Annotated in this window: 26 protein-coding genes and 1 pseudogene; 2 read left to right on the top strand and 25 right to left on the bottom strand. The window is 55.3% G+C overall.

The annotated features are described in order from the left end of the window. Positions 1-2 precede the first annotated feature (2 nt). The 5 genes from D7024_RS01085 to D7024_RS01065 are packed head-to-tail and all read right to left on the bottom strand — an operon-like array spanning position 3 to position 5556. Positions 3-821: a type II secretion system F family protein gene (locus tag D7024_RS01085; protein ID WP_165859219.1), complete on the bottom strand. Its 819-nt coding sequence runs from the start codon at positions 819-821 to the stop codon at positions 3-5. Beyond that, complete coding sequence (locus D7024_RS01080) at positions 815-2152, bottom strand: TadA family conjugal transfer-associated ATPase (protein WP_121450170.1); 1338 nt, start codon at positions 2150-2152, stop codon at positions 815-817. The genes D7024_RS01085 and D7024_RS01080 overlap by 7 nt, the downstream gene beginning before the upstream one ends. 1 nt (position 2153) lies before the next feature. Next, the gene (locus tag D7024_RS01075) at positions 2154-3026 is read right to left on the bottom strand and encodes a CpaE/TadZ family protein (RefSeq protein ID WP_121450169.1); all 873 of its coding nucleotides are present in this window, start codon (positions 3024-3026) and stop codon (positions 2154-2156) included. Then, complete coding sequence (locus tag D7024_RS01070) at positions 3027-3689, bottom strand: SAF domain-containing protein (RefSeq protein ID WP_121450168.1); 663 nt, start codon at positions 3687-3689, stop codon at positions 3027-3029. After that, entirely contained in the window at positions 3667-5556 is a 1890-nt protein-coding gene (locus D7024_RS01065; RefSeq protein WP_125185596.1) for an ANTAR domain-containing protein, read from the bottom strand. The genes D7024_RS01070 and D7024_RS01065 overlap by 23 nt, the downstream gene beginning before the upstream one ends. Positions 5557-6003: 447 nt before the next feature. Here D7024_RS01065 and D7024_RS01060 point away from each other — a divergent pair, with 447 nt between their 5' ends. After that, the gene (locus tag D7024_RS01060) at positions 6004-6654 is read left to right on the top strand and encodes a hypothetical protein (protein ID WP_121450166.1); all 651 of its coding nucleotides are present in this window, start codon (positions 6004-6006) and stop codon (positions 6652-6654) included. Between the two features lie 469 nt (positions 6655-7123). Here D7024_RS01060 and D7024_RS01055 read toward each other — a convergent pair whose 3' ends face one another. The 16 genes from D7024_RS01055 to D7024_RS00985 form a co-directional block, all read right to left on the bottom strand. Then, positions 7124-8845 carry a M23 family metallopeptidase gene (locus tag D7024_RS01055; RefSeq protein WP_243113645.1) on the bottom strand — a complete coding sequence of 574 codons (1722 nt, stop codon included), beginning with the start codon at positions 8843-8845 and terminating at the stop codon, positions 7124-7126. 113 nt (positions 8846-8958) lie between these two features. Next, complete coding sequence (locus D7024_RS01050) at positions 8959-11070, bottom strand: hypothetical protein (protein WP_121450164.1); 2112 nt, start codon at positions 11068-11070, stop codon at positions 8959-8961. Further along, positions 11049-11621, bottom strand: coding sequence for a hypothetical protein (locus D7024_RS01045; RefSeq protein ID WP_121450163.1), 573 nt, complete (start codon positions 11619-11621; stop codon positions 11049-11051). The genes D7024_RS01050 and D7024_RS01045 overlap by 22 nt, the downstream gene beginning before the upstream one ends. Further along, a complete protein-coding gene (locus D7024_RS01040; protein ID WP_121450162.1) occupies positions 11618-13501 on the bottom strand; it encodes a VirB4 family type IV secretion system protein in 1884 nt (627 codons plus the stop codon). Before D7024_RS01040 ends, D7024_RS01045 begins: the two co-directional genes overlap by 4 nt. Then, positions 13443-14126: a hypothetical protein gene (locus tag D7024_RS01035; protein WP_121450161.1), complete on the bottom strand. Its 684-nt coding sequence runs from the start codon at positions 14124-14126 to the stop codon at positions 13443-13445. Before D7024_RS01035 ends, D7024_RS01040 begins: the two co-directional genes overlap by 59 nt. A 122-nt stretch (positions 14127-14248) precedes the next feature. After that, the gene (locus tag D7024_RS01030; RefSeq protein WP_121450160.1) at positions 14249-14551 is read right to left on the bottom strand and encodes a PrgI family mobile element protein; all 303 of its coding nucleotides are present in this window, start codon (positions 14549-14551) and stop codon (positions 14249-14251) included. Positions 14552-14566: 15 nt separating this feature from the next. Then, positions 14567-14920, bottom strand: coding sequence for a pilin (locus D7024_RS01025; protein ID WP_121450159.1), 354 nt, complete (start codon positions 14918-14920; stop codon positions 14567-14569). A gap of 16 nt (positions 14921-14936) precedes the next feature. After that, entirely contained in the window at positions 14937-15329 is a 393-nt protein-coding gene (locus D7024_RS01020; RefSeq protein WP_121450158.1) for a hypothetical protein, read from the bottom strand. Beyond that, complete coding sequence (locus tag D7024_RS01015) at positions 15307-15555, bottom strand: hypothetical protein (protein WP_121450157.1); 249 nt, start codon at positions 15553-15555, stop codon at positions 15307-15309. Before D7024_RS01015 ends, D7024_RS01020 begins: the two co-directional genes overlap by 23 nt. A 222-nt stretch (positions 15556-15777) precedes the next feature. Beyond that, entirely contained in the window at positions 15778-16263 is a 486-nt protein-coding gene (locus D7024_RS01010; RefSeq protein ID WP_121450156.1) for a metal-dependent hydrolase, read from the bottom strand. Positions 16264-16370: 107 nt separating this feature from the next. Then, positions 16371-16493: a hypothetical protein gene (locus D7024_RS15300; RefSeq protein WP_279220952.1), complete on the bottom strand. Its 123-nt coding sequence runs from the start codon at positions 16491-16493 to the stop codon at positions 16371-16373. Positions 16494-16776: 283 nt separating this feature from the next. Then, positions 16777-17217 carry a type II toxin-antitoxin system PemK/MazF family toxin gene (locus tag D7024_RS01005; protein WP_121450155.1) on the bottom strand — a complete coding sequence of 147 codons (441 nt, stop codon included), beginning with the start codon at positions 17215-17217 and terminating at the stop codon, positions 16777-16779. Then, a complete protein-coding gene (locus D7024_RS01000) occupies positions 17205-17837 on the bottom strand; it encodes a hypothetical protein (RefSeq protein WP_121450154.1) in 633 nt (210 codons plus the stop codon). Before D7024_RS01000 ends, D7024_RS01005 begins: the two co-directional genes overlap by 13 nt. A gap of 496 nt (positions 17838-18333) precedes the next feature. Continuing rightward, complete coding sequence (locus D7024_RS00995; RefSeq protein ID WP_121450153.1) at positions 18334-18873, bottom strand: hypothetical protein; 540 nt, start codon at positions 18871-18873, stop codon at positions 18334-18336. A gap of 24 nt (positions 18874-18897) precedes the next feature. After that, positions 18898-19647 carry a hypothetical protein gene (locus tag D7024_RS00990; RefSeq protein ID WP_121450152.1) on the bottom strand — a complete coding sequence of 250 codons (750 nt, stop codon included), beginning with the start codon at positions 19645-19647 and terminating at the stop codon, positions 18898-18900. Between the two features lie 13 nt (positions 19648-19660). Beyond that, positions 19661-20251: a hypothetical protein gene (locus D7024_RS00985; RefSeq protein ID WP_121450151.1), complete on the bottom strand. Its 591-nt coding sequence runs from the start codon at positions 20249-20251 to the stop codon at positions 19661-19663. A gap of 677 nt (positions 20252-20928) precedes the next feature. Between D7024_RS00985 and D7024_RS15535 the strand changes: the two are divergent. Continuing rightward, positions 20929-22149: pseudogene (locus D7024_RS15535) on the top strand (IS110 family RNA-guided transposase). A 341-nt stretch (positions 22150-22490) separates the two neighbouring features. Here the strand turns inward: D7024_RS15535 and D7024_RS00975 are convergent. From D7024_RS00975 to D7024_RS00960, 4 genes are all read right to left on the bottom strand, one after another. Then, a complete protein-coding gene (locus D7024_RS00975; protein WP_121450150.1) occupies positions 22491-23921 on the bottom strand; it encodes an ISLre2 family transposase in 1431 nt (476 codons plus the stop codon). Positions 23922-24033: 112 nt separating this feature from the next. Next, positions 24034-24885 (bottom strand): tyrosine-type recombinase/integrase, encoded by an 852-nt coding sequence (locus tag D7024_RS00970; RefSeq protein WP_121450149.1) that lies wholly within the window; start codon positions 24883-24885, stop codon positions 24034-24036. Between the two features lie 3 nt (positions 24886-24888). Next, complete coding sequence (locus D7024_RS00965; RefSeq protein WP_243113644.1) at positions 24889-25332, bottom strand: PD-(D/E)XK nuclease superfamily protein; 444 nt, start codon at positions 25330-25332, stop codon at positions 24889-24891. Between the two features lie 6 nt (positions 25333-25338). Beyond that, positions 25339-26184 (bottom strand): DNA adenine methylase, encoded by an 846-nt coding sequence (locus D7024_RS00960; protein ID WP_165859218.1) that lies wholly within the window; start codon positions 26182-26184, stop codon positions 25339-25341. Positions 26185-26305: the final 121 nt, after the last annotated feature.

The following is a 26305-nucleotide window of genomic DNA, read 5'->3' as shown; positions in this document are numbered from 1 at the left end:
CCCTACTGCGACACCCCGGCCATCATCTTCTTAACCACCACATTGCCCAGGAAGATCATCGCACAGCACACCACGAAGACCGCGCTCCCGGGCAACGTGTGGAAAAGAGGTTCGGCGAACGCCGGGTTCACGGCACGGGCAAATCCCACCACGAGGAAGGGAAGCCCGGATAATATTTTCAGCGTCATGCGGCTGTCAGCGGTAACCGCGTCGATGAACGCCCGGAAGCTTTCCCTCTCGTAGTAGGCTTCCAGGGCGTGGTCGCATATGGCGGCCAGGTCGCTACCCGTCCTGCTGTACAGGCTCAGGCCGACGGTGAGGACCCGCAGGTCTTCCCAGTCAGTTTCCTGGCACACCGAGTCAAGGGCCTGGACGATGGTCTGGCCCGTCCTCGTCCTGCGCAGCACTTCAAAGAAAATGTCCTTGGCCGGCCGGGGCATGTTCGGTACGGCGTCCTCCAGGGCCTGGTAGGGATTCAGGCCGCCCCGCACCGCGCTGGCCAGCTGCTGCAGGACGTCGGCGAACTGCGCCCGCAGGAGCTCTTTTCTCCGGGCTTCCTGCGCGTCCCGCCACCACCTGGACACGTAAAAGCCGCCCAGCGAGGCGGCGGCGGCAAAATAAACCGTCCCGGTCACCGCGTAAGCCACCAGGGCGCACCCGGCGGCCCCTGCAAGCAGCACGGGGAGGTCCTGTATTTTACCTGTTTTGTGCTCCTTGAGCCTTACTGAACGGGTGCGGCCGGAAAGATTCGGGCCGAAGACAAGTATGAGCGCCGCCAGAACGGTTGCCCCGGCGGCGGCAAAGTTTAAAAGCGTCAGCACGTCCAGCCCCCCTCTTCCCGGAAAATCCGCTCACGGGTGAATTTTTCCGCCACCCAGACCAGTTTGCCGGAAGAACGATCGTACTGCCAGAGGGGGTTGAGCCCCACGTTGAGCACTCCCTCGGGCGTGCGCTCGACGCCGGTCACCTCCACGATGTGGTCCAGCCGCCGCCGGCCCGATCTGTCTTTGAGGACATGGATGAAGATGTCCACCGCGTCGGCTATCTGCTCGATGATGGCCTCGTAGGGCAGGTCAAGTCCGGCCATCTGGACCATGTTGACAAGACGCCGGGTGCCGTGACGGGCCGAGTTGGCGTGGATGGTCGTCATGCTCCCCAGGTGGCCGGTGTTCATGGCCTGCAGCATGTCGAATGCTTCCCCTGCGCGGCACTCCCCGATGATGATCCGCTTGGGGGCCATGCGCAGGGCGTCGACCATCAAGTCCCGCTGGGTGACCGCCCCCTTCCCTTCCTGGTTGGGCGGTTTTGCCTCAAGGCGCCTGACGTTTCTGTGCTGCAGCTGGAGCTCCGCAGGATCTTCGATGGTGACGATGCTCTCCTCGTCGGGAATGAAGGAGGCGATGCAGTTCAGGAGGGTCGTCTTCCCGGAGCTCGTACCCCCGCATATCACGATGTTCATCCGGGCCTTGACGGCCGCCTTGAGGAATTCCAGCACCTCCCGGGTGAGCACCCCCCGCTTGAGCAGGTTTTCCACCGTCATGTCCTGGCGGAACCGCCGGATGGTGATGGTGGTGCCCTCGACGGCCACCGGGGAGATATGGGCTATCAACCGGGAGCCGTCGAAGAGCCTGGCGTTCACCCGGGGGCTGCTGATGTCGATACGCCGCCCCGTGGGGGCCAGCATACGTTCCAGTATGTCGCGGCAGTGCTCTTCGTCCCGGAAGCGCACACCCTCCGCCACACGCTCGACGCCGTGCTTTTCAACCCGGATGAGGTCGTACCGGTTCACCTTGATTTCGGTTACTTCAGGGTCGTAGAAGAACTGCTCGATGGGGCCGAAGCCGAGGAGATCGTCCGCAAGCTCCTCAACCAGGGCCGCCGCCGCGCCGCTGCCTATGGGGATGTCCAGCTCCACAAGGGCGCGCATCACTATGCTCCTCAACCGCGAGCGCACCAGCGGGTCCCGGGATTTCCCCAGCTCCTCCGGCTTCAACTGCTGCCGCAGGGCCAGCTGCACGTAACCACGGAGCCGGGAGAGATTCTCCTGGGAGATGGCTGCATCTTGAGTCTGTGCAGTATCGGCGGCGGTAATTTCGGCCGGCACGACTTTGTTCAAGTTGCCGGCCAGTTTCCTGATCAGCTCTACATCCATTTCAATCCATCACCTCCATGAAGGCGGCCACCGCCCGGGAGAAGGGGTCTTTGGGCCTTGAAAGCGCCGCCGCCTGCCTCCTGTTGTTGCACTCCATCACCGCTTCGCTGTACGGCAGGACGGCTTTAAAGTCTATCCCCAGGGGATTTTTGTCCACCAGGTCGTTGACACGTATGCCCCCGGGTACCCCGGCCTTGTTCAACAAAACAGCCGAGCGGTCCCCGCACCCGAGCCTTTCCAGGTAGTTCATGGCACCCCCGAGCATGTCGATGCTTGCCCGGTCGGGAGTGATAACGGTGAACACCATGTCGGAAACCACCGCGGCGGCCCAGGCCGGGTTGGTTCCGTTCACCGGCGGCGCGTCCACCACCACGTACTCGTAGGCATCCTTCAGAATCCCGAGGACCCGGAAAACAAGGGCGGGATTGACCCGCTCCAGGTCGTCGTAGTGTACCACACCGGGCACCAGGGCCAGGCCGCACTGGTGCTCGTAAACCGATATGTGCCGCCTGTCTTCAGCACTCTCCCAGTCCAGAATGTTCACCGGGCAGTCGGAAGGCAGCCCGAACCTCGATCTTACTGCGCCCACCCCATTGAGGTCCACCAGCACCGTCCCGGCATGTCTGGCTAATAAAGCGGCTACGTTTGCCGCCACGGTGCTCACGCCGTCCCCACCCTTGGGGGAGTGGAAGGTGATTATCTTCCCCCGCCCTGGCAGGGCCTCGGGGGAGACCGGAATGCCGTCGATCATCCCGGGGTTTTCCTTTTCCTCCTCTTGTTTCGGATGCTCCGTTTCCGCCGCAGGCCCCCATAGAATAAGGCTCTCCCTGGATTCCTCCATATCCTTCTTCTTTTTCTTGCCGAACCCAAACATTTATTTGACTCCCTCCTGGGGCAGGAGGGCTATCGCAGTCCTTTTGCCCCTGACGATGGAGCTGGCGATTTTTTTGGCCTCTTCGGGCGTTACCGCCACCACCACCGGCCCCTTGCCGCCCCCGGTGCTGCCGAATACGCCTTCACTTTGCTGCTTGTCCCCGGGTACACTGATGACCACGGCATCTTTGGCTATGAGTTCCACAACCGTGGCCGCCGTCTTCGAGGCCGCGTCTCCGACCGGCACTTCCCCGAAGACCATCACTTTGTCCCCTGCGGAAAGCCCCTTCAGTGCGCTTTCAGCGGGCAGGTCCACGGCCACCCTTCCGGGGGCCAGGGAGCTGAGACGGGCCTGCAGGCTCCCCACTCCTGCCTTCACGTGCGCCTTCCTGACAGGGTCACCCGGCAGAAGGGTGCCGAGGGTTACGGTTTTGCCGATTACCTCCCGGACGTCTGAAACGGCGTCGGGAGGTACGTCCACCCTGGCCATGGGCTGGACCTTCACCATGTCGCCGGTGATGGCCGTTCCCACAGGTATTCTCTTCTGGGCCTTGACCACCGGTACCGTCGGCGCGGTAATCCCGATGATATACCACACCAGGAAACCGGACAGTACGACCAGGACCAGAGCTATTAAAACGTTAACCAGTCTGTTTTTTGGCAATGCTCCTCATCCTTTCCCAGTAAAACTCTCCTTCCGCTCCCTGTACCAAAGCTTCGGAAAGGGCATCCGCCGGGTTATGGCGTATGGTCAGCACGGGGTCCAATTGTTCCGGCACAACCGGCGGCGACCCCCTGAGGTCTATGCCCGCCACCACGTTTTCCCTCCCCTCTTTTAGCTGCCGGTACCAGAGCATGGCCGTCTTTAATTCGACCGTGTCCCCGCCGGGGACTACGCACATTACGACCGACCGCCCGAGGAACACCGCTTTACCGGCCAGGTTGACGTCCCCGCCGAAATCGACCACCGTGTACACAGCAGTTCTGCGCGCCTGCTTTATGAGCTCAATCACGCCGTCCCTGCCGCAGTCCAGGTCTTTTGCCGGGTCCACCGGCCAGAGTTTGAGCCTGTCACGCACCAGAGGAACGGCCGACCCGGGCACCCGCCAGTCGCACATGATGAGTTCCTCGTCGCTCACGTCCAGCCAGACCGCGCCCGTGCTCTCCTTTGCAGCACATATAAAGGCCACCTCGTTTTCTGTGGCCGCAAACATCCTCGCCGCCTGGGCGGCGATTCTACCCGCAAGACCCGGACGCCAGGGCGATACGACCGCAAAAAGTCCCCCGGGGACTATGGATGCCGGATTTTTCCCCGGCACATCGTGCAGGGTTTTATCTTTCTCTGCTTCGTCTTCCCGGGTTTCCTCTTCCAGAGGGACGGATTCTTTAACAGATATCCCGGGCAGTGCGAACCGGAGCTTTCTTTCCCGCCGCCCGCTCTTCCGGGGTTTCTCTTTGGGTTTGGTTTTTTGCACCGCTGTCGCCGGTTCGGTTTGTATGGTCTTCAGTTCACGGATCAGGGAGTTCACCAGGAAGACCAGTTCTTCCCCGGAAACGAAACCGCCGGGCGGGCAGGTAAGTATGTGGCGTACCCCCGCACTGGCGGCGGCTTCAACCATTTTTTTGCCTATATCGTCGAGTTCCCCGGCGATGAACAGAACAGCCGGTACCCTGGTAACCGCCAATGCGGCGAGTTTATGAGCGTCGGCTATACCTCCGGCCGGCCCCGTACGCATAAGTACGGCTATATCCGGGGCGGAATTTTCAACGGCTTCCTTAAAATCTTCCGGCGTCCTGGAAGCGTGGATTACTTCCAGAACGCCGTCAAATACCCCCTGGAACCATTCCTCCAGTTGTTCGCTACCAAGTCCCAGAAGCGCTTTAGGGGTGCCCAAAACCACCTTGTTTAAAACAGGAATACCGCAACCCGTATCCTGCGGGGGTTTGTAGCCCGGCTCTACGGCGTCTTCTCCTCCCGGAGTTGATTCCTCTTGTTCCGGATCGTTTCCGACCTGCATTTTTTCCCGTTCAGGCTTATCAGCTTGATTGATGCTGCTCGGACGGAGCTGGTTCAGCTTTCCAAGCAACCCCGCTTTTTTAACCTTTACTTCCTCTCCCATCATCTTCCCCACAGCCGCCTCGTCGGGCTCTACGCCCGCATCGGCCAGCGTGGCCGGGTTCAACACCCGGTTAATTACCGCCGCCGGGCTGACCGGATCCCAGACCAGATCATATACCCCCAGGGCAACCCCCTTCCGAGCCAGGTCCAGAGCTTCCCCGTCATCACGGCGGCCGGGAAGGAGCACTACGCGCAGGCCGGCCATGCGAAGCTCCCTCACCAGCTCCACCATGTCGGTCCACCCGGGCAGGTGGGGGGAGAGAATCACCACGTCCGCCCCGCGGTCCTTTGCGAGCGACAGGAGGCCCTCACGGTAGTAGCACTCGCCAACCACCTCTATGTCCCGGCTGGAGAGTTCGTCGGAAATGCTCCCGTCGAGCTCTTCCAAACCCGTTGCAACTAGAACACGCAAATAAAATCACCTCCTTTGGAGGGATCCCGCCAAGTGCACTTCCCCCCGTAGCAGGGGCCGAAATAATTTTTGCTGTTTATCCACTTCAGCGGGCAGAGCTTGCCCGGGAAGGCCTTCCCCTCAGTGTCCCACTTTCGCCTCAATAGTTCGAGAAAGTCCACCTAGCACCACCCCCCGGTCCAGCGCAATGAGAACCCCGCTTTCAGATTTCTCCGAAGCTACCCCTGAGAAAAAACAGATGGCAAAAACAGGTCTGAAACGCCCAGGCTTTCTAGAAGGAAAAAGCGTCTTCGTGACTCTTACTGGCATTTTCCTAAGTTAGCAGCCTGCTGCCGCCAATCCTGACGATTTTGATTTTCACCCCGTTCCTGCAGGAAAAATACGGTTATCGGGCGAATTCAAAAGTTAACAACTGCAAACAAAATCGCGCACAGGAGGTTCCTGGTAGTGAATACGGGAGTGATTAAGGAGGCTATTAAGCTTATCAAATCTCCTGAGAAAGCCTTGCTAATACTAATAGTTCTTCTAACCGTTAAGCATATTGACCCCGAGACATTTATCGAAGTTTGTAAGCCAGTCGGAAACTTATTACCCGACATTCTAAACATACTAAAGATAGCATCCCTGGCAATGGCTATATACGGAGTAATAGGTTCTATTCTCACCCTCCTCTGCTGGATAATAGAATCTGTACGAACTCTCCTGAAGAGGTACCAAATATATTTACCTAATCCCCCATCTGGATGGCACATTCGAACGGTTAACGGTGTTCTTCTGTCCGGCTTTGCCTGGATGTGGGTTTCTATCGGTTTAATCTATCTTTTAGGAGGGGAAACAGAAGTTCTTCATCTATACCAAATTTTCTCCACTCGTTTTCCCCGGCTCCTTTATTTACTCGCCATCCCTTCTGCATTTGTGACCGCAATAATCCTTGCGATAGTAATCCTGGAAGACTTAACAACTCCTCAATTCAGACGCAAGATCATAGATGTCAGAGTCGTGGGACCAACAGATGTCAAGATCACAGAACCGGTAACTATCCAGAAGCCCAGAGAAACGCAAATTCCGCTTTATCATCAAACATCACCTCCATTTTGAGGCTCGTTCTTCCAGACCCAATAAACAAAATAGAAACCACACCAGAACAGAAGGGCCAAGACGCAAACCCAAAATCGAGTGTTTGCGCTGACCCATGAAATTAAACCCAAAACTTTCCAAAGTAATACACAAAGCGGCATTCCTACTACTGAAGTAAGAAACAACCTAAAACCAAGCCGCGGTCCAAAGTCTCTCTCATACTCCTTGTGATATATCCCTGGTGGCGGAAAGTTCCAAGCACGCCGCAGCAAACCTGTACATCTACTTACAATCTTAATCCGCTTCAGATTCTTGTCTCCCAATACGAGCACCTCCCGAGAAACTGCATGGGAATCATTTCTTAAAAGGTTTTTACAAAAAAGTGATAATAAATCATTTCCAACCATAGTCGTTGCAGGCCTCCCAACGTCAGCACTCGATCTGTCTGGGCAACCTCCCCAAAAAGAAAAACCGGGCGTATGCCCGGCAACTACTGCGGCTGTACCACCAGCAGCGGGTCTATCCAATTGCCACCGCTCAGATCCTGTACTCCGAAGTGCAGATGCGGTCCGGTGGAGATACCCGTATTGCCCACCGCGCCCACCTGCTGGCCCGGCTGGACGGTCTGGCCTTTTACCACATCCGTGCGGCTCAGGTGTGCGTACAGGTACAGGTGCTGTCCATCACGGACGGTCATGTAGAGGCCGTACCCCTGACCCGGGTCGTTCGGGTTCTCCCACCCGACAAAGGTCACCACCCCGCCGGAAACCGACACCACCGGGGTCCCTTCAGGTGCCGGTATGTCTATGCCTTTATGGAATTGCTTCTCACCTGTAAATGGACGAATGCGCCAGCCGAAGTAAGACGATATCGTACTGTAACCCGGCACCGGCCAGGTGCCCGGCACGTCCCGGAAACTTTCTGCCAGCTCCCAGATAATCGAAGCGTACTCCGCCCGGCACCATTCTTTAACAGAGCCATAGGGTTTGCCGGGCGGTACCTCGATAAAACCGCCGTACCTGACCAACCCCGGCAGGGTCTGCTCCTTCCAGTCGCCCTCCCAGTCCACGCTTCCCAGGTAGTTTTTCAACAGGTAAGCCCCCACCATCACCTGCGCCCGGGGGTTGTCCCTGTCCATCACCGGGTCGAACCCCAGCAGGGGGGCGTAATGTTCCCAGTTCGACGGGGAGACCTGCATCAGCCCGTAGCAGTGGGTGTCCAGGTTTTCCGCCCCAGGGTTGAAGGACGATTCCTTGAAGGCCATCGCCGCCAGGAACCACCAGGGGATACCGAACCGTTCTTCCGCTTCCTTGAAGAAAGGTACCAGCTCCGGGGGGATCATAGCCGAAGAGGCAATAGAGGCATAGCTGACGTTGTTCACAAGCCAGTTGAGCCACTCCGTCTGCTCGTCAAACCCCCGGGTGGCTTCCCAGAGCCACGTGCGGGCCAGCTCCACTTCGCCGGCGTCGTTTTCCAGATTGTACTCCTGCTTCATCCAGTCCTTGAGGCGCTGCCATTTGTCCGGGAGGATCTGCTGCACATCTTTTAACCGCTCGTAGGTGATGGTGTAGGCGTTTTCTCCCTCGCCGTAGGTCTCCGTAACCCACTCGTAGTGGTACTGGTAGTGGCCCTGGATGGTGTACGCTTCCACCAGCAGGTAGACAGTGTAGGTGTCGCACCCGTCCTTGCTGCAGACCGTCACCTCGGATTCCTTATAGTAGAAGTAAGGGTGAAGATCCTTCGCCGTCTTTTCCCGCTGCCCGTCCGTTATTTCCCGCTCCCCCGTGACGTAATTCCGGAACAGGCACGCCCCGTGCACCTGCCCCCAGGTCAGCGCCAGCTTGAGGTCCTGGCGGTACCTGTCCACCATGGCCCCGATGTTTTTCCCTCTGCCCCGGTTCGGGTAATACGGGTGATCCGGGGAGGACTCGTAATCGGGGCCGCCCTGCCTGGAGGGTTCCCCCGGGTTGACCAGCCAGGTGTCCGCGACGTTGTATTTATTGCACAATTGCTCGTATTTCTGCTGGATTTCCTTATCTTCCGGGGAGGGATCAACTCCCGTCAGGTAACTGCCGGGGGCCATGGCCGAATACGTCGCGGCAACCAGCACCGCCACCAGGAAGAGAACCACCAGAAAGGGAATAAACGGCACCAGGTAGGGCAGGAGCAGGAGCAGGAGTTTCCTCACCCCGGCCCGGGCGGCCCTCTTCACGGCCCTCCCGGCAGCCTTCTTCAGGTAATCCAGAATACCACCTCCCCCGCTGGTCTTAAAAAAAAGAGCAGGCCGGACATTGTTATCCGGCCTGCCCGAACCCGTGACAGCCGTCAGGACTTGAACCTGTAGCCGTCAAGGCTTGACCCGGTCAGTCTCTTCGCCACCACCGGCGTGGAATTGGGCGACACGGCGTCTATCGTAGCGGCGGTAGCTGCCTTGAAGGTCGCCTTTGCGGCCCCGTAGACGCCGCCCTGCTGTACGTTGGTACCATCCTTGAGGGTCTGGAGCGCCGCCCCCGGCAGCCTGCGCACGGTCTCCACTGCCCCGCCGCCGCCCTGTCTCGCACGCTGGTAGGAGTGGTGCATCAGGCCGCCTGCAGTGGCGGCAACCTGCGCGGCTATACCCGCGCCTTTCGCCACGGCACGCAGCACGCGGTCGCCGCCGGGCATGACGGCCGCACCCGCCGCTCCCACGGTGGAGACCACGCCCTGGACCACGTTTCTCGTCACCCTGCCGTAGTCCATCGACCTAATCAGGGGGTTCTGATAGGTGGGGAGCCCGCCGCCTGCTGTAGCCAGCTGTGGACCCGCAGCGGCCTGTACTCCGGAACCTGACGCAGTACCTGCGGGCGCGGCGCTCTGCGACGCGGGGACGAGTAATCCGCCCGGCGACACCGTATAGCCCGGGGGCCCCCCGGTGGCGGCACCCGCACCCGGAGATGTACCCGTTGAACCTGCGGTTCCAGAAGGTGCCGCAGTACCCTGTAAATTTATAGTAGAGCCGCCTGAGGCACCGATGCCACCCGTGCCGCCGGGGGCCCCAGCCACGGACGGGGCCGCAATGCTGCCGACGACCAGCCGCCCCAGGCCGGCCACGCCGCCCAGCCCGAACATGCCGAGGGCTTTCGCGGCAACGCCTTCTTCTTCAATACCGGCCCACCTGGTCCACAGTCCCTGCAGGCCGTTGCGTAACAAGCCTCCCAGCGTGATTATCATGTACGCGCCCAGGACTTTTTGCGGCCAGCCTATGTTGCCGTTCGCTATGAAAACCACAATGACAACGGCCGCTAGAGCGTATGCCGATTGGAGAAATGTGTTTGAGAGCAGCTCACCCAGCCAGACGCTCGCCGCGGTGACATTCCGGTTCATGACCCAGAGCAGCGCCATTACCGGCGTGAAGACATACAGGACAGAAACGACCCAGTCCCGCACCCAGAAGATGATGTTTATCCAGAACCCGGCCCAGGCGAAGACCACCTTGACAATGGCGGTGCCGAGCACCGACCCGGTCTGCAACTTCGCGAGCCAGTCGTTGGACAGAATTTCAGACAAACGCCCGCCGTCCCCGGCGGCCGTTCTGATGGCCTCCACCAGGGCGTTGTTCAGAACGTAGAGCGTACGAACGACAACAGGCGCGCCGGCGATGATGATGAGCGCGAAAAACATCCGCCAGAGCTGTGATGATGCTTCCGCCCTGGCCTCCGGGTTTTTCGAGATCCCGGCGCCTATGAACCTGCCCGCCGCCACGAGCACAGCAATCAGGTAGAGCGCCAGGCCGACGCTCGCCATGCCCCCGTAGAGGCCGTCCAATGTGCGCCACTGTTCCGGTGAAAACGGAGCCGGGGCTACGAGGTCGTAAGCGTTGTCATCCACCTGCAGGACGAGTTCTCCTACCGGCTTGAAGCCGAACTTGCCGGTCAGCTTCGTGAAAACCTTGTACAGGCCGTCGAATACGGAGGCAACGGCTCTCTCAAATAAACCGCCTTCATCCTTGATGTCCCCGCCGGGCGACCAGGGCGACGTTTCCTGCCCGCCCAGGGACGGCGGAACGGAATCCTTTCTGACGGTAACAGCATTCCAGTAATCCTTGCTGTTGACCTTGTAGTGGTAGGTTTTACCCACTTCAACGTTCCCGTCCGTCCAGGACATGGAGAGCCAGCCTTCGGACTGCGGCATTTCCAGGACGGCCACCGGGTCGCCGACAAAGGAACCGTAGTGCTCGCTGCGCTTTATGGTAATGCGGTCGGGTCCCAGTGCGGGACCGCCCTTCACAACGTGCGCTTCCCAGGTGACGTGTACCTTACCGTCACCGGTGGCGAAGCGCACGTTCTTTACTTCAACGGCATGATATTCGGACTCGGCCCGGGCATCAGGAGGCGACAGAAACAGGAAGGCCAGGAGTAGAAAACAGCAGACGACCGCTAGATACCGCCGAACTCCCATTTTCCCCTCACCGGAGTCTGAACGACTCCGCCCGCTTTCCTAATCGACCCGCTGATCCCTTCCCGCTCCGCGGTTTCCGCCGGCACCAGCCCGCGCGGGGTCATCACCATCCTGCACCGCTTCGCGAACACAATCCGCCGCGGGCCGCTTTTCTCCGGCTCCCGGTATTCATCCGCCCTCACCAGGCCTTCGTCGGTCAGGACGTACCTCTCGCGCACGCCGTCCCCCCACTTTTTGAGTGAGGCGTCGTACTGGTACCCCAGAGGCTCTTTTTTCTCGTGCAGGCGCTTGTACTCCAGCCGGGCATCGTTCCACTCGAATATCTTCAGGACGATGTGCGAAACCAGGAGGATGATTCCGACTACGAGTCCCCAGACCAGTTCCAGGGCCGCCAGGATGGCCAGCGCGCCGCCGCCCGCCACGGCTTCCTCCGCACTGCCGTAAGCTTCCCAGGGTTCCACGTACCTCCCGGTGTACGGGTCGTAAACCAGACCCCGGGCTGCGGCATCGGCTTCCCAGAAGCTGTCCCTGTAGTTGTAATCGTAGCTCATTGCGGTTCCCCCTTTCCTCCCGTCCGGACAAACGGCATCTCGTAAGGCAGTACAGATACCTGCATTTCCGCTATGTTGCCGCCCATTTCCTGCAGATTTTTACCGCCTGTCTTTATTATACACCTGCCGTCAGTAAAGGTCTGGAGTCTTTCACCCATGCCCTTGGGCAGTTTGAATACCTCCACCACCTGGTCCACCACGGTCGGATTCTGACCCAGCAGTATGTTTGTAGCGCAGCCGTTTATTACCGTCCGGCCTTCTTCACGTGCCAGAAATTCTTCGACGTACTGGCTGGCTATCACCAGCCCGGTGTCGTGTTTTCTGCCCCGGCGGGCCAGGGTTTCCAGGAACTGCGCCGAATCGGGCCATTTGACGAACATCCACGCTTCGTCGATCACCACCATCTTCTTCCCGGTGTGCCGCAGCGCAAACTTGTGCCAGGCCCAGGTCAGCACCACAAACATGGCGTAGAGTTTGGTGAAGTCGTCCCTGATCCGCGAGAGGTCGAATACCACGACCGGCGCGGTGAGGTCCTTTGACGTCTCGCAGTCGAACATGCCCAGGGAATTTCCCCTGAGGAAGGGCTTTAGGATCAAGCACAGTTTTTCCGTAGCGGGTTTTTCCTGCAGCTTCGCGTGCAGGTCGGACAGCATGGGCATCCGTTTTCTTACGCCCCCGATCGCGAAACCGCCCTCCGGCAGTTTTTTGCCGCCCGGCTCGTAAAGACTCGCCGGGTCGGATGTTATGCCCCTTTCGGCGTACAACTCGCGCACCGCTTCCTCCAGCACGGCTATTTCCTCGGGCTCAAGGGGGCGGTTGGCGAAACCGCGCACAATCGTAGCCACGAGAGCCCGCACGTCCGCAACCTTGTCGTTTATGTTGATGTATTCCTTTTTTGTCTCCGGGTCACGCTCCACCTCCATCTCCAGCGGGTTCATACCCGCCGGGACGCCGGCTACTACAGGTATTATTTCGCCGTCGTAAAGGTTCTTCAACGCCTCCCTGTATTCACCCTCCAGGTCGAAGATTATCACTCTTACACCTACCAGAGAAATCCTGCCGCAGAGAACCTTCAACGTAACGCTTTTTCCACTACCCGGGTAACCAAAAACAGTTATATGCTGGTTGGGCAACCACGGCGGACCGATGAAGGGGTCGAAGAACACCGGACTGTTCGCGGTTGTGAACCCCAGAAACACACCTGTCGGGTGGGAGAGCACAGCGCTTGATACCGGCAGTACGGTAGCCGTGCCGCCCAGGGTTAGGTTCCTGAAGGTGCCCCTGCCGTGTACGCACAGGTTTCCCGCGGGCAGGATGCTCTTCAGCGCTTCCACCTGCCTGAAGGTGAGCGCACGCACCTCCGTTGCCCGGCGGGCCAGTATGTCTTCGACGCGGTCGCACCGCGCGTTCAGGTCTTCCTCATTGGTGCCGTGCACAGCGATCAGTACCGTAACGTTGAACATCCGGTCACGGTTGCACTGTATGGCCTCCCTGATGGTTTCAAGGTCCCTGATGATATTTTCCAGCTCGGGAAGACGCATAATGCTCCCCCGGTTCTTCTCCACGATCCACTGCGACTGCGCCGACACCACCTTTCCGGTGAGGTCGTTCACCACTTTTCTGTCGGGCACGGGCCTCACGTGTACCGCCAGGTCGACGTTTCCTACCGAGAATATTTCGTCCAGCCACCCCACGTATACGTCCCGCGGCCATTTCGATATCGCAAATATCCGGCAGTACCTGGACGGGCCAAGATAGAGGTAATCCTTCTCCTCTTCGAGCCCGTCCGGGATAAAAAGATCCTGCACCGCCGGAATGCCGTCATCCAGCGAGTACTCCCTCTGACGCAAGGTTTGCTTTTGCTTTTTCCGTCTGAACACCTGTAATGACCCCCTTTCCGCTCACGCACAGGTCCAATGCCCCTGCTCCCACCAGGTCGGACGGCCGCACGACCTTGTTCCTGTTGAGCAGGTGGTGCAGCAGGTCTACGATCTCATCACTGGACAGTACTACCGCCGCGACTTTCGCCCGAGACAGGGCGCCCGCCAGTGCAGCGGCGCGGTGTTCCAGTATCCCGCGGGCCTTTTCATAGGGCTGCCCGTCGCAGCCGACAACTGCGTATGAACGCCTGACCAGCACCGACCGCTGCGACATGAGGGTGTCCAGGTAGGATAAGAGCACCTCTGCGTAGTTTTGCCGTACGGCGGACGTTTCCCCGGCGGCATGGCTGTAAAGTTCCGCTATCGCCGCCCGGGTGTCCACCGTTTCAGCCGTGCATAGAAATTGTACGGGAAAATCTAACCCCTGGCATACGGCCATCAAGGCGTTCTCGATCACGTGCTGCTCTCCTTCGGAAAGCAGGTCGAAGTTCACCGGCGTCAGGCGCAGTATTATGCGGTAGCGGTTCCTCGTCAGGTACACCACCCCATCCCTGACGTCCTTTATCTCCCAGAGGTCGCGGAGGGAGGGGCCGGCCTTCTTACGACCGGTCCTTCCTTCCCGCACAACCTCTTCCCGTTCGCTTTTCTGCCACCTGCCGCGTTCCGCGCGCCTGTCGGCCCAGCGCAGGAGAAAGGGTAGCGAAGCTGCGACAGCTATCGAAAGGATGAAGAAGATCAGTCCTATAACTATAACTCATCCCCCCAGTCATACCGGCGGCGCCGGAACCGAAACAAAAGCAATTTGCTCAGGTATTCGTCCGCACCTATACCGGCCAGCGATCCGAAACTCAGGAAGACTCCCGCAACAAACCACAAAACGCCCGCCGGAAAGGCGAGCGCCCACGGTACGTGTAACGCTCTCAGAAAGGCCAGGGCGAGGACGGCGGCAACGCCGCCCCCCAGAAGGTAGACCACCTGCCGCAGGGAAAGCACACCGCCGAGAATCTTTTCTTCTTCGGTTAAGTCCATGGGGACAGGGAAAAGACGCATGAACCAAATCTCCCCTTAACCGCCGAAGACGCTCTTGCCGATGCCGAAGAACACCCCGGCGAAGAACAGCGAACCCCCGAGAATGATCCCCCCGATGGCGACGTACAGCAGCCCGCTCATAGTCTCTGCCCGTTTCTCGGGCCTGCCGCGGGACAGGATCAGTTCGATGGCCCCCACGCATACGGAGAGAAACAGCAGCGCGCCACCGACGGGCATGCCGACCCTGTTTACAAGGTCGATGATTTTGTCTGTCAGCTGACTGGGGTCCTGCGGCTGTAGTTCAGCAAAAGCAGGAGCAGCCGCCCCGAATATGCCTGCAGCCAGCGTACCAAGCGCGCCTGCAGCTTTCTTAAGCCTTTTACTAAACATTTCCACCATCCTCCTTTTACCTCGTCACATACTGGGCCAGGCCCTTGACCAGCCCGACGACATACGGCGCCCCGTAGAACAGCAGTATGCCGAAACCTATGGACAGGACCGCGCCGACAACCTTCTGGAAGAGCTTCATGCCGCTGAAGAGCACCAGCAGCGCGGCCACACCCGCCACGGCGAGCATGATCTTCGCTACAGCGTCCGTAACGGGACCAGCCGCTTTGTAGGCACCGTCAATCATGGTGTTAACCTTCTGTGCAAACTGGTCCGGGCTCACCGGCTGGATCCCGCCGGAACCTGACGCCGGAGCCTGCTGATCTTCTGCCAGGGCGGGAGCCGCAAAAGTCAACAGCGCGGTAATTAGCAAAAAGGCAACTCCAATCTTACCTGCTATAGTCTTCTGCACTTCCTTCAGCCCCCCTGTTGATTTTCTCAGCCGTCCTGTAGGCATCTACAATGCCGTATATCCAGACGGCCGGCAGCAGAATAAACCCAATTACCACCGCGCAGAGCAGGCCGGAAACGCCTGCCGCTACGAAAAGCACGATCCCTTTGCCGATCTGGCCGTTGTAGATCTGGCCGAGACCGCAAACCAAAAAACTCAACACCGCCGCGAGTCCGGGATTTTTCATAGAAAACAGCTCCTTTCCGTTTGTAGAGCAACCGGACACGGGGTACAGAAAACGTCCCCTCCTTCTTCCCCGGAAGATTTTCCGGCCGCGCCCGGGTTATATAAAAAAGCCCGGTCGAAACCGGGCAAAAGAAAAGGGGAAGAATTTTTGGGGGAAGCTGGCCCGCCGTTCATCAGGTGGGTGGGGAAAATCCCGGACGGGCCAGCAGAATTCCTATCCGGCCTACCAGAACAGCAAACCGCACAAAACCAGCATGATCGGCATTACAACCACCCGCTCCAGAATGCCTCCGGTCTGAACCAGCGGCACGCGGAGGTGCGTTTTTACCGGCCATAACCATGGTACACCCTGGGGGTTCAGGCTGTCCATGATCAGGTGAGACAGGTAGCCAGCCAGTACCAGCGGCACCAAGTGGCCGTACACATACGTATATTCATGCCAGAACCGCAACACAAAAGCCGCCAGCAGGGTCATTACCCCCGCCCCTAAAAACGAGTGCAGCGGTCCCCGGTGGCCCACGGTCACCTTCATTACCCACGAAGCCGGAGCCACCAGCCGGCCTAACTTCGAGCGCGGGTCGTCCAGGTCGGGGAGAAGGGCCGCAATCCCGGCTACCCCCGCCGACACCGCCATTGTCTTCGGGTCCGCGTGACCGGTTAAGAGCAGCCCGGCGGCAGCCCCTGCCAGAAAGTGCGTGCGCCAGAGCACAGGTATTCCCCCTTCTCGCCGTCATATTCCCCACCATCACCCGGATATGTTACCGGCAGAATGCAACACCCGGACCGTTCAGTTCTGACCTTCTCCACAAAAGAAACCTACCCGTCCAGCAGCTGCTGAAACCGGTCGCTGGATACCCCTATGTATCCGGCAAGCGAATCGTGAATACTCTTCCGCCGGGGCAGCACCCAGGCGATCAGTTCCACGATAAGACATCGCACCAAAAATCACCTCCTGAAAAAACAGCGGGCCGGGAAAACCCGGCCCGGGTGATATACTTCCTGCGGTAGAACCATACGACCGCAGGGGCGACATTTTTATCCCGGCCGGACACCGCCCGCCAGCCGTGTCACTCTCCCCGGGCGGGCCGGGATTCTAAACAAAAAGCCCACGTTCCCGCGGGCCGCAAAAAAACCGGGAGGTACACCCGCCACCGCCGCCCCTCCCGAAAGCAGCGGCTTCCAGACATAAAAAAGGGGCCTGCGCATTATGCCCCCAGCTTACTCATATTACTGCAGTATCTGCATCGTCCATATCTACGCCAAGCAAATGTAATAACAAAGCCAACATTTGTTCAATTCTACGTTCAGATAGCTTACCTTTTGGACCATGTAAATCGCATTTTAAAAAAGGTTGTATAAGCCCTAATCTTAATAAACAATCGCATTCTACCCCGTCTTCACTAGCAAATACTTCTAAATCTGTCTCTCGTTTCCTTGTTATTTCATGAGATAAAGGTGCTGCCACTATAATAGGATACAGCGGATCCCAGTTAGTTGGATGGTTATAAACAATAACCACTGGCCTTGTATTATGAAAGGTTCTGTTTGTTATTTTATCATCTGGTATTTTTACTTCTTCATCTCCTACCAGATAAATCTCGCCTTGCTCAAATCTTCTGTTGTCAATGCCTGCTTTTTTTAAGGCTGCCCTCAAATTATACACCTTTCAGCTCTCTCCCGATAAACCTTTAAGCCTTCCTTTTCCTTAAAGATAGTTGCGTTGTATTCTTCGTTTGTCCCTCTAGATTCCCGGTTAATTGTCTTAAAAGCAACTTTGAGGCGAGAGATAGGTATTTTCTTTACACTATCTTCTTTAATTGTCATATCGATTACCTCCCCGTAGAGCTTGTACCCTAACACATTTTCCTGTTCGACAATCTTACGCATGGGAGGTGTTGAATATGCCACCTTCTTGATGTCACCTAAGCTCTTATCTCCCGCCATATTTATAATAATCAGGGCTATTCTTTCGACTTCTGGCTCAAGTTCCGGCGGTATATTACCTCGCCAATAATGCGTATAAAATGAATTACCTGCGTAATTAGGCATTTCCCTTATTAAAATAATACCATCTTTGTCCATGGAACATAATTCCTGAACGATTACAGAACAATTCGGTCCATAATAATCCCGTGTAAATTGTATTTGACAGTATGATTGCCCATATAAACGAAAATAATAATACTCAAATAAATAAACCAGCTTTACTATTTCTGTTCTACTAAGCATACGTGGGAACCTATGAATAAAAAAAGCTAATAAATCTCTTAGCTTCTTATTCATGACTCCCACTCCTTCTATAAATTGCCACTGGACAAATGAATGATACCGGATGCACTCTCTGAAACCATCTTATTCATCAAAAGTACATCTTGTCAATAATTCCTAAGAAATTGTCCGTGTCAAGATCCAGTAGGTATCTCCACAACAACTTTTCCCGTTATGAGACCTCACCGCTCAAAAACATCAGCTTCAAGGTAGCGGCCTTGACATCCACCCCGCAGGTGGTACAATGGTTTTGCGACGGGGCGCTGGTATTATCTTTACTTGATCCCCGGAGCCGCCCCGTCGGTGGTTTCAACGGACCACGTGCGGGGTGGCAGTCAGGGCCGCCTCCGGAATGAATTTCTTTGATATCGTGAGATCGAAAGTCTAATTGTCCAATCTTAGGGGATCAGCCCGCTTTTCGCACGATCCGCGCTTTTTAGATCTATAAAACCAGTAAAGTGGTGCTCCAAGGAAGAAAGGAAGGCCTATGGCAATCATTATCCAGCATATGTTATTCTCCAAAGTAACGGTCGATGGCCAGACGGAACTCTTGCCAGGTAAACGTGTCTTGATTCGGAAATTTGGCCCGTTTAACCTTCACTCTGAAATTCTCTAATTTCCGGGTATCCACAGGTAAACCCTTAACCCGGTTGGCCGCAGCGTTATTAAAGTCTAAGGAAGTCTGACGCAAATCCGGCCATAGATCCGGCAGGCGCGACTTGCTAATTTCATTCCCGATCTTTCGGTCTAACAATGGATTCAGGTCTAAGATAGATAATGCTCTGACTTCTGTGACTTGGATAACCGAAGAGATAGACCATAACTGGTTGGCGTCAGCCCAATCATTCCCTTTAGCCGAGTCGAGTTGTTCTTTTAACCCGTTCATATAGCCCGATAATATTTTCGCATACCCTTCGGCCAACAGGTCGGCATGAGCTGAGGCTTTCGGGCGGGAAACCCATAAGTGAATATTTGCAATGAGGGAGATAATTAACAGAACAACAGTAAACGCCGATAGCCGTGAAATTGGTCTGTGATCCTTCTCTCTCATTGAATATCTACACCTTTACAAATCTTAATTAACGGTATGTCTTACCCCGGCATAATTCGTCCACCAGTACCAGGGCAGGGACCCCTGGTATTGTATGGCATACTGTATCTTTGATTGTGGCCAAAGCGCGAAAGCGGTATTATCGGTGGTTCTGACATCGTAACCGAACCATACTTCTGCACTGGAACCGGTGTTGCTGTTAGTATAAGCATCTGCATTACTATAGGTGTACGTACTCGGCAAGTTTATTTTAGTACTTGTGGCGGTAAAAATTTTATATGCATCATAGCTGCCGAGACCTGCCGATGAGATTTTTGCTGAAAAGTTATTAGCGTATGCCTGAATGGTATTATTTGGAATGCCTAAGTAACCTAAAATATCCCAAATAACAAGGGGAATTAACGTTGAGGAGGAATAGTCGGGTGGATTCATACCAGTGATAAACATATAGTTCCTGCGTGGATCATCGCTGTACAATCTAACTTGAGCACCGTTTATCCAGCACAAATAACCCAACGATGCTGGATAGATAGCTTCTACATTTTGTAGACGCGCCCACGCCCTGACACGTTCTACACCTAAGAGCCAGCCGGTTGAAGAGAATGATTTGTTTGCAGAGGCACTTACAACATTCATTTCTTTACCTGTATTTGTCCCAGCTAAAAAGGTCCCGTATGAGCGGCCTTTGTCCCAAAGCTGGTCAGCCGAAGCAGTAGCTGGCAAGATCCCTATCAGTGATATCATAAGCAGAGTAATTAATTTAACTTTCAACATGAGTTAGCCCTCCTTACTCCTTTCCACCCTTTATTATCTGCAGTATTTCTTCGTTCGGAGTTAGATTCCCGAAGCTTAACGCAACTGGTGGATTTCCATTACCGGCGTGCAATGCAAACGTAAAACTAGCCTTTTGCTGTGACGGTATTTCAAAAACCCCAATTACCACTGTTTGCGGTTTACCTGCCGCAATAGAGATGTTACCGGTAATAGCACCCCATCTTATAATATCGCCGTTCGAAAGGGTTCCGCTTTGCATGTTGGATTCTTCCGGAATGATTGTAACAGGCACTGATTTCTTAGGTGTTTTGAGTTGAAATTTTATATCCTGCCAAAAATTGCTGCTGTCAAGATTAACCGGCAGTTGTGCTCTAAGCCGTAAGTCTGACAAATCAAACTGAGCTCCCATCTCGTTTTGAATAAAAGCTTTACCGTTGAATTCGTTCATCTTGGGTAATTCCTCTTTCCGAAGCGCTGATTCGTATATTACGGCAGGGTCTGAATCTGAAGAAGCTCCAGTGATGAGTGCTACTGTTGCTAACAGCGCAACAGCTAAAACTATAGACGCAAATACATACCTATACTTCATAATTATACTAGACAAATTAATCCCTCCTCGTATATTTTGATTTAGCAACTCACTCACAGCATTCACGGATTGAATCTTGGGTGTACCTCTGAGACAATCAACTTAAGTTGATCAGACAGGTTTCTACCTTAAAAGGATAATCTTTCTTGATATTAGGTCATCATCCCTCACTTCCCCTGACTTAAAACTTTCCGCTCCCGCCTTTTACCACAGCGTAGCACGGCAGCCTTTGCCTGCCTATCCCGCACCTCTTTCCTGAACCCAACCAGGCTATCGCAAAACTATTAACTTCCCCCCCCCTCACCTTAACCCACACCACCACCTGCCTTTCTTTTCTTCCGCTACCTGCCAATTCCTATAAAATAACATATAGCAAAAAAAAGCAACAGGTACTTTTTGTGGCTTTTTGTCGAACACCAGTCCGTGTCAAGATCCAGTAGACCCCCATGCCGCTTTTTAGCGGCACCAACAGAGGATGAAAATGGGTTCGTGTCGAACCATGCCTTTGCGGCTGGCGGCGAGAGGTCGAAGTTACCTGGCGTTTTCAAGCCCGATCAGTAGACGGACCCCAGCGGCCTGATGCACCACAGATTGTCGCTCCCTTTTTGGGAAGCACGCAGGGTAGATTAAATACTAAAGAGGCTGCTGCACCAGCCGCAACAAAAACTGCCGCCGCGAAAGGAGAATCGTTAATGGACATTATTTATCAGCGCTGCTGTGGTTTGGATGTGCACAAAAAGAGCATCACGGCTTGCATCATTACCCCCGAAGGGAAGGAACTCAAGTCCTTTGGAACCATGACCGATGACCTGGTGGCCTTAGTCCAGTGGATCAAGGAGAAAGGGTGCACCCACGTGGCCATGGAAAGCACCGTCGTGTACTGGAAACCAATTTACAACCTCTGGAGATGGAGGAAATCACTACCCTCGTGGTCAACGCCCAGCATTTTAAGGCGGTAGCCGGCCGGAAGACCGACTTAAAAGACGCCGAATGGCTCGCCGATCTCCTCCGACACAGGCTTCTGCAGGGGAGCTACATCCCCGACCGGGAACAAAGGGAGTTAAGAGAACTGGTCCGCTACCGTAAAAGCCTGATCAATGAACGCGCCCGGGAAGTCAACCGCCTGCAGAAGGTTTTAGAAGGAGCCAACATCAAGCTTTCCTCCGTGGCCAGCAATGTCCTGGGGGTTTCTGGGCGCTCCATGATCGAAGCCATCATTCACGGCATAGATGACCCCAAGTTTCTCGCCGGACTGGCCCGGGGGCGGATGAAGAGTAAGAAAAGAACAGTTAGAAAAAGCTCTTACCGGTTTAATCGGCCCCCACCAGAGGATGCTTTTGGCCGTCATCTTAGAACATATCGACTTTTTAGACCAGCAAATCGTTCGTTTGGACCAGGAGATCGAGGAGCGGATGCGCCCTTTTGAAGAAGCCATGGTCCTTTTGGACACCATTCCCGGTGTGGGCAGGCGCGCAGCCGAACAAATCCTGGCCGAAATCGGTACCAATATGGAGCGTTTTCCTACCGCCGCCCACCTGGCTTCCTGGGCGGGGATTTGTCCAGGTAACAACGAGAGTGCTGGAAAGCGTAAGCCGGGTCGGACGCGCAAAGGAAATAATCCTTTACGCAATATCCTGGTCGAAGTTGCCCGGGCTGCTGCCAGAACCAAGAACAATTACCTTTCCTCCCAGTACCACCGGATTGCCGCCCGCCGGGGTGCTAACCGGGCGGCCGTTGCCGTTGGCCACACTATTCTGGTGATTATTTATCACATTTTAAAAAGGCGCAGGCCGTACATCGAATTGGGTGCTGACTATTTTGACCGGCTTAAAAAAGAGGCCACCATCCACCGGGCGGTTAAGAAACTTGAGTCTTTGGGATACAAGGTTTCGCTGGAACTGAATGTTGCCTAAGTCCTTGGTTTCCTGAGTTTTTCTGGGCCAATTCTCATAACGGATTGGCTTAGGTGGTTATTGCTTTATTACGTTAGGTTATTTTCAGGGTAGGTATCTACAAAAAAATTTTACCGTTATGAGACCTCACCGCTCAAAAACACTAGCTTCAAGGCAGCGGCCTTGACATCCACCCCGCAGGTGGTCAGACAAACCCACCGACGGGGCGGCTCCGGGGAACAGGTAAAGATAATACCACGCCCCGTCGCAAAAACCATTGTACCACCTGCGGGGACCCCGGCTGTCAAGGCTCCCCTAACGGCACTGCCTTTTAAGCCTTCCGAGGCTCACCAGGGAACAGGTTAGCAAATAAGGGCAGCAAAATCTGGCCGGGCAAGTTCCCGTAAAACATACTTAATCCACGGCCGGTCGGCAAAAGGACCCTTTAATGCCGGTAAAGACACCTGCAGCCATTTTTCCACATCCCCGGCTTTTTGTTTTTCCACTGGTTTTATCTGCGCCAATTCCCTCAGTTTTTCGTGTTTCACCGGCCAGCGCAAAACATAATTATCAAGCTTCCCGTTTGCCTTAGCGGCCAAAATCCGGGCCATCCGGTCCCCACCGTTAATGGTCCACCGGGCTCCCAGGCGTTTCATCCGCCGGGCCACGTTGTGTTGTATCTGCCCTTCAATGGTGCCCAGGCGTTTTGCTCCCGGCGAGGCAACAATCCCCACCCAGTTTTCCTCAAGATAGTGCAAAAACCTGGTGATCCTCTTCTTCCGGTTACCTCGGGTCTTTTTCGCTGCTTCCGTTAGAATCCCTTGGGTTTCCTGCCAGTTACCCCGGGAAATAGCTGCGGCTACCTTCCGGAAGGTTTCTTCATCATACCAGAGAGCTTCCGTTAAATGCTTGCTCAGGTGGTATGGGTCTAAGCGATATTCGGCGCCGGGGAAGTATTCCACTCCCTGCTTGGGCCAGTCTGCTCCATCGCCGCCAATGTAGATCTTTTGGGTCCGGCTTAAATCCCATTTCCCCCCGATCTCGGCATAACCTTCTTCCCAGACTGCCTCACCTTCATTTAAGCCGCTTAACACAAGCTTGTTTTTCAGGGCGAAGCGATCCCGGTCTATTTGCTCCTTCCCCTCGTAAGCTACTATGTGTTTGATTTCTCCTCGTTTCTGCTTTGCCCTTTGCAGGCGGATCATCACCCCGTCGGCTTCAATACACAGCTCCGGGGCCACCTCTTTCCCTCCGGGAGCTTCGCCGTCTTCAAAAACCGCTGCTCTTTTTTCTTGGCCTTCGCGTTGGAGAACTTCGCCTACTTCCTGGGTGGCCTGCCAGATGGTCATGGGACTTACGCCGGGAACAAGGTAGCTCAAAATCTCCGCGGCCCGATCAAAGGTAAGCTCAGTGCTTAGTTTGACAGCCAGTTCTTTTAGGCGGGGGGTAATCCTGGCCCGCTCCGGCCAGCCCAACAGCTCATCTAAAAAGAATCTGGTTTCCCCGGTTTTTTTGTTTTTGTACATGCGCCTTTTGTAGAGAAATTCCCCAATGGTGCTGATGGCTGTTTTATCCCGAAACCCGACCACCTTCCAGGTGCTCCGGTCACGTTCATTCATCAGGCGGGTATCGAGCTGTTCCAGTGCCCAGGTGAATATTTGGTTGCTGACCTTCTGACAAAGCTCGTGGATACCTTTTTCAAGTTCATAAAAGTCTTTGCACCCACCAATTAATTTAACCAGGCCGGTGACGAAAAGAAGGACTGCACCCACTATTTGGCGAATATTTAGCATGAGACCTCATACTCCTCTTTGGGGTGTTTTGGCGCGCGAGGTCTCATTTCTTTTTCAGGAGGCTGATCCCCTTCTGGTGCCTACTGAAATTTTACACGGCCTAAGAAATTTTTTATTCCCACGAAAGCTTCTCCACAGCTTTTTCCAAATCCTGCATCCCCGGCCTGGTGTACCTGGCCGTGGTGTTCAAATTAGAGTGGCCCGCTAAAACTGCCACCCGGTCCAGGGACTCCCCGGCATCCACCAGCATCTTGCAGAAGGTGTGCCGCAACTGGTGAGGTGTAACCTCCACCCCCGCCAGCCGGGCGTATCTCTCCAATATCTTTTCTCCGGCCCGGACAGTCATGTGTCCTTTTCGACCGGGAAAGAGCCAGTCGCCGCCGGGATGGACAACCAGCCACTCCTGAATTATTCTTCGGACCGTAACGTTCAACGGCACTTCCCTACGTTTTCCACCCTTGCCCTCCCGGACCGTCACCCAGCCTGAACGCTCCCGGATTACCACGTCTTCCACATGCAGTGACACCGCCTCGGAAATCCGCAGGCCGGTGTGTAGTAGAATTGCCAGCAGCGCCCGGTCCCTGGGAATGCCGTACTTCTGTACCGCTCTCATCAGCGTTCCCAATTCCTGCCTCGTGAGCCACCTGGGAGCTCCACGCTGCTCCGGCACCCTCTTAATACCCTTCGTCGGGTCGGAAGAGATCACGCCACTGGACGCAGCCCACGAAAAATAAGATGACAGGGCATCCAGGTGAAGGTTTATTGTGGCTGGCTTGCGATTCTTGTTTAGCAGGTACCGGCGGTAGTCAGCCACATCCAGCGGTGTGACGGAAGCCAAGTCAAATGGAAATCCGGTTGTATCCTCCAGCCATCTCATAAAGCTGTGCAAGACCCCAGTATATGCAGTCACGGTTTTGAAAGAACAATTCCGGCTCTTCAAGTGCAAGATAAACCCATCTAGCACCTATTACAGCTCCCCCTTGTTGGCACGGGCAAGAAAATCTTCCAGGGATAAAACTTCCACCAGGTGACCATCAGCAAAAATCTCACGGTGCTTATTTTGCAGCAAAAAGCTGCGCGCCTTTTCGGAAAAGCCGGTTCCACCAAGAACTACATAAGCCTTGCGATACTCGTCCGAATTTCGAATAATGGAAATAAGGCTTGCTATATCATACAGAAGTTTTTGTTCTACCGTCCCACGAATCTGTTGCCATTTTGCACTGACTATGATTCCACCGGTATCGTCCTGAACGACAAAATCAGCCTGGTAGGCAGATCCAAAAAGTTGATTTCCTACTGTCACATGGGTTTGAAACCGCCCCGAATAGTGTATATCAAGAACCGGCCTGATAACCTGTTCCCAAACGGCCCCTGTTTTGGTTCCTTTCCCGCCCGGTGACAATCTCCCCACCCCCGGTTAACTATAGTTACGGATAACCAGTTCCGCTATCGGTCCCCGCTTATCGGCCCGGCAGTTAATGGCTCTTTTCGCGTAAACCACCTGTATATCATAGTTTTTATAAAGCTCGCGTATGAAAGGCGTATCAGAATTGCTCAACATGACCAGGCAACCCCTCCGGTCCAGTTCCCGAAACACCTCCGCCAGGCGCCGCTGGTCGTCTTCTCCAAATGCATCGGGAGTATAGCTGGTGAAATTGGCTGTTTCCGAAAGCGGATGGTAGGGCGGGTCCAGGTAAACGAAAGCTCCCGGAGCTGTGCAGTCCAGAATCCGGCTGAAGTCGCCGCAGATTATCTCCGCCCTTTTCAAAGCCACGCTTACCAGGCGGAGGTTCGGCTCATCCACTATTTTGGGGTTCTTGTAGCGCCCGAAGGGTACGTTGTGTTGCCCCCGGCTGTTTACACGCCATAACCCGTTATAACCAGTCTTGTTCAGGTAGAGAAATCTTGAGGCCCGCTCCACGGGAGTTAGCTGACCGGGATCAAGGGCACGGATGCGGTAGTAGTATTCCGCAGTATTTTCGTGCCTTCTCAGGTCCTGTAGAAGGGCCTCCAGGTCGTCCCGCACAACCAGGTAGAAATTGATTAACTCATCATTGCTGTCTATTAACACCGCCCTGGGGGGTAACAGGTGGAAGAAAACCGCCCCGCCGCCAACAAAAGGCTCAACGTAGAGGCTGTACTCTCTTTTAGGAAACAACGGTTCGAACTGGGGTATAAGCTGGGATTTCCCCCCTGCCCACTTGACGGGGGGTCTGGGACTTTCTTCCTTTGCCTGTGCATGGTATGTCTCGTACACAACCATCTCCCCCCTGAGTTAACTTATGCGAACAAAAAATTCGCCCTTAAAAGGGCGTCTTCCTGCATCTTATGCGAATTTTTCCAGGATATTTTTTCACATAAGGATTCTTATGCGTAGTCTTGAA

It is taken from the genome of Desulfofundulus salinus, assembly GCF_003627965.1.
In the GTDB taxonomy this organism is placed as follows: Bacteria; Bacillota; Desulfotomaculia; order Desulfotomaculales; family Desulfovirgulaceae; genus Desulfofundulus; species Desulfofundulus salinus.
Note: the sequence above shows the minus strand (reverse complement) of the source record. Positions and strands in the feature narration are given on the sequence as shown.

What these genes read in the sequence shown, in the direction of transcription:
- D7024_RS01080 (WP_121450170.1), bottom strand. Translation starts at nt 2,152, where the DNA reads ATGGATGTAGAGCTGATCAGGAAACTGGCCGGCAACTTGAACAAAGTC.
- D7024_RS01075 (WP_121450169.1), bottom strand. Translation starts at nt 3,026, where the DNA reads ATGTTTGGGTTCGGCAAGAAAAAGAAGAAGGATATGGAGGAATCCAGG.
- D7024_RS01050 (WP_121450164.1), bottom strand. Translation starts at nt 11,070, where the DNA reads ATGGGAGTTCGGCGGTATCTAGCGGTCGTCTGCTGTTTTCTACTCCTG.
- D7024_RS01045 (WP_121450163.1), bottom strand. Translation starts at nt 11,621, where the DNA reads ATGAGCTACGATTACAACTACAGGGACAGCTTCTGGGAAGCCGATGCC.
- D7024_RS01030 (WP_121450160.1), bottom strand. Translation starts at nt 14,551, where the DNA reads ATGCGTCTTTTCCCTGTCCCCATGGACTTAACCGAAGAAGAAAAGATT.
- D7024_RS01025 (WP_121450159.1), bottom strand. Translation starts at nt 14,920, where the DNA reads ATGTTTAGTAAAAGGCTTAAGAAAGCTGCAGGCGCGCTTGGTACGCTG.
- D7024_RS01015 (WP_121450157.1), bottom strand. Translation starts at nt 15,555, where the DNA reads ATGAAAAATCCCGGACTCGCGGCGGTGTTGAGTTTTTTGGTTTGCGGT.
- D7024_RS01000 (WP_121450154.1), bottom strand. Translation starts at nt 17,837, where the DNA reads ATGAATAAGAAGCTAAGAGATTTATTAGCTTTTTTTATTCATAGGTTC.
- D7024_RS00995 (WP_121450153.1), bottom strand. Translation starts at nt 18,873, where the DNA reads ATGAGAGAGAAGGATCACAGACCAATTTCACGGCTATCGGCGTTTACT.
- D7024_RS00990 (WP_121450152.1), bottom strand. Translation starts at nt 19,647, where the DNA reads ATGTTGAAAGTTAAATTAATTACTCTGCTTATGATATCACTGATAGGG.
- D7024_RS00975 (WP_121450150.1), bottom strand. Translation starts at nt 23,921, where the DNA reads ATGCTAAATATTCGCCAAATAGTGGGTGCAGTCCTTCTTTTCGTCACC.
- D7024_RS00960 (WP_165859218.1), bottom strand. Translation starts at nt 26,184, where the DNA reads ATGGTTGTGTACGAGACATACCATGCACAGGCAAAGGAAGAAAGTCCC.